Source organism: Microbacterium sp., from assembly GCF_036277215.1.
Classification (GTDB): domain Bacteria; phylum Actinomycetota; class Actinomycetes; order Actinomycetales; family Microbacteriaceae; genus Microbacterium.
Genome location: NZ_DASUNI010000186.1, coordinates 1 through 3,195 on the forward strand (window position 1 = coordinate 1; position 3,195 = coordinate 3,195).

At 70.1% G+C, this 3,195-nt stretch carries 3 protein-coding genes; 2 read left to right on the forward strand and 1 reads right to left on the reverse strand.

Translation table 11 applies throughout. The features are described from left to right. Positions 1 to 1,872, reverse strand: a 1,872-nt coding sequence (locus VFX99_RS09585) for a DUF6541 family protein (protein ID WP_329666070.1), incomplete at its 3' end; no start/stop codon positions are given. Between the two features lie 103 nt (positions 1,873 to 1,975). Here VFX99_RS09585 and rfbA point away from each other — a divergent pair. Then, positions 1,976 to 2,845 carry a glucose-1-phosphate thymidylyltransferase RfbA gene (gene rfbA / locus VFX99_RS09590; RefSeq protein WP_329666071.1) on the forward strand — a complete coding sequence of 290 codons (870 nt, stop codon included), beginning with the start codon at positions 1,976 to 1,978 and terminating at the stop codon, positions 2,843 to 2,845. Then, the coding region (locus tag VFX99_RS09595; RefSeq protein WP_329666072.1) for a GDP-mannose 4,6-dehydratase at positions 2,845 to 3,195 on the forward strand (351 nt) is incomplete at its 3' end. The genes rfbA and VFX99_RS09595, both read left to right, overlap by 1 nt.

Consider the following 3,195-nt stretch of genomic DNA (forward strand, 5'->3'; position numbering starts at 1 on the left):
CAGCCCCGCGAAGGTGTGCTCGCCCGGGTGCACCTCCCGGCCGGCGAAGTCCAGGACGAATCCGACACCCAGGTCGGCGACGGCATCGCACACGGCGCCGTCGCCCGTCGCCTCATCGAGACCGTTGTTGATGGTCCTCACCTCGTCGCCGATGTCCATCAGCGTGTGCGGCATGAGCACGGGGCGGTTCGCGAGCGCATAGGCCAGGGACGCGCCGGTCCAGGGGCTGCCCGCGACCGCGACGCCCTCGGGGACGTGCTCGTCGAGGCGGGCCAGCAGTGCGGCTTCGTCGGCGGTGAGCAGGGCCGAATCCGGGCCGAGGACGAACGGGCTGCTCGCCCACTGCTCGGCCGTCCACACCGGTGAGATCGACTGCGCCTGAAAGCCGAGTGCTGCCAGTACCGCCACGACGACCGCGAGCCCGGCCGCCGCCCAGCGGGGCAGGGTGGCGGTGACTCGGCGCACCCGCCGGCGCCGCGCGATCCACGCCCATGTGCACGCGATGCCGTACGCGCCGAGGGGAACCAGCACGATCGGAAGCACCGCGGCCAGCCGGGGCAGGTTGTTGTACCAGCCGCCGGTGAGCGCGTCACGCAGGTCCGGGAACGGCAGCGCTGCGACCGAGACGTAGAGCAGGGCGATCACGGCGTACATCCCCAGCGCGACCCAGGAGCGCCTCGTCCGTGCGACGATCGCCCACACGATGCCGGCGATCACGGCGATCGCCGCGAGGATCGCCGGCACCTCGTACCACGCGGAGATCGTCAGGACGTCCCAGACTGCGTCGCGCATCCTCATCTGGAGCGGCCAGAGACGTGCTTCCAGCGGGGGCCGCAGCGTGTCCAGCAGGACCGCGCCCACGGCCAGATACACCGCGAACGATCCGACGATCAGCCAGCGCACGCGAGCGGTCCGCGCATCGCGCAGGAGCAGGATGGCGAAGACCACCGCCATCGGCGCCGTGAGGGCGAGCCATCCGACGAGGGCGCCGGGGTGGGCGAGAGCCAGCCCCGGCAGGCAGCCGAGGACCGCGACCGCCCACCATGCGCGCCCGGCCCCGCGGCGTCCGCCTGCCAGGCCGAGCGCACGGAGCGTCCCCGCCAGTGCGACGGGCAGGAGGGCCAGGCCGAGCTGGTACGGGTAGAGCACCCCGTAGTCCATGAGCAGGATCGGGAACACCGGCAGCGATGCGGCGAGCAGTCCGGCGCTCACGGCCAGCACCGGCGAACGGCCGAACAGGGTGCGGGAGAGCAGCAGCACGCCGAGCGGCCACACGACCGCCGAGACCACGACGGTCACGGCGTTGATTGCGGCTGGGATGGACGCACCCGACAGCTGGACGACGAGCGCCACCAGCGCGTGCCAGCCCGCCGGGTAGAACGGGAGCCCGCCCCGCGGGTTCGTCATGTAACCGAGCCACAGCGAGGACGCGTTGCCCGTGTCGAGCACGAAGCGGACACCGTTGAGATGGAAGATGTTGTCGAAGGTCTGAGAGATGTTCTCCGGCTGCCCGAAGATCGTGACGACCCGGAGGGTCAGCAGGACCGCGGCCGCCAGGAACCCGAAGAGCAGCCACCCGTCGAATCGGCGGCGCGGCGCGCGCGGAGGCCGTGACCGCCGGGTCGCGCGCCGGATGACGACGAGGACCGCTCCGACGACGACCGCGACGAGGAGGACCGGCAGCATCGACCAGGACAGGCCGACCCAGGGCGCCGCGACGGCGGTGATCCCGATTATCGTCACGGCGAAGGCGGGGGCCGCCGCGATCGACGCGAATCCGCGCAGTCCGATGATCCTCGCGAGCGGCACGCCGACGACCGCGAACAGCAGCACGGTCGCGACCGCAGCCCAGGTGAACGCGAGCCACTGCACGGATGGAGACCTTTCGGAGACCCGCACAGGACGGGACGGACGATCCAGAATACCGAGCGGAGGCCTGAGAAATGCGTGTGCCGGGCTGTGACACCATGGGAGCGTGAAAGGGATCATCCTCGCCGGCGGTTCGGGCACGCGTCTGCATCCGATCACGCTGGGCATCTCGAAGCAGCTGATCCCGGTGTACGACAAGCCGATGGTGTACTACCCGTTGTCGACGCTGATGCTCGCCGGGATCCGCGACATCCTGATCATCACGACGCCGCATGATGCGGAGCAGTTCGAGCGGCTGCTCGGAGACGGGTCGCAGTTCGGGGTGAATCTGACGTTCGCGCGTCAGCCGTCCCCGGACGGGCTCGCGCAGGCGTTCACGATCGGAGCGGACTTCATCGGCGACGACAAGGTCGCGCTCGTGCTCGGCGACAACCTGCTGTACGGTCCGGGGCTGGGCACGCAGTTGAAGCGGTACGCGGATGTGCAGGGCGGGGCGATCTTCGCGTACTGGGTCGCCGATCCCACGGCGTACGGCGTGGTGGAGTTCGACCAGGACGGCCGGGCCGTCTCCCTCGAGGAGAAGCCGTCCCACCCGAAGTCGAGCTACGCGGTGCCGGGGCTGTACTTCTACGACAACGACGTGGTGCAGATCGCCCGGGATCTGCAGCCGAGCCCTCGCGGCGAGTACGAGATCACCGACGTGAACCGTGCGTATCTGGAACGCGGCGCGCTGCAGGTGGAGGTCCTGCCGCGCGGTACGGCGTGGCTGGACACCGGGACCTTCGATCAGATGACGGATGCCGGGGACTACGTCCGCACGATGGAGCGGCGCACCGGCCTGCGGATCGGGGTGCCCGAGGAGGTCGCGTGGCGGCAGGGGTTCCTCAGCGACGACGACCTGCGCTCCCGCGCGGCGAAGCTGGTGAAGTCCGGGTACGGCACGTATCTTCTGGAGACCCTGGAGAGGGGCCACTGATGGCGAACCTGCTCGTGACCGGCGGGGCCGGCTTCATCGGGTCGAACTTCGTGCACCACGTCGTCGGTCACACCGACCACCACGTCACGGTGCTGGACGCGCTCACCTACGCCGGGAACCTGGACTCCCTGGCCGGGCTGCCCGAGAACCGGGTCACATTCGTGAAGGGCGACATCACCGACGCCGCCCTGGTGGACGAGCTGTTCGAGGAAGCGGACGCGGTGGTGCACTTCGCGGCCGAGTCCCATGTCGACCGGTCCATCACGGGTGCTGCGGACTTCGTCTCGACGAACATCGCTGGCACCCAGGTGCTGCTCCAGGCCGCGCTGGACGAGGGGATCGGACGGTTC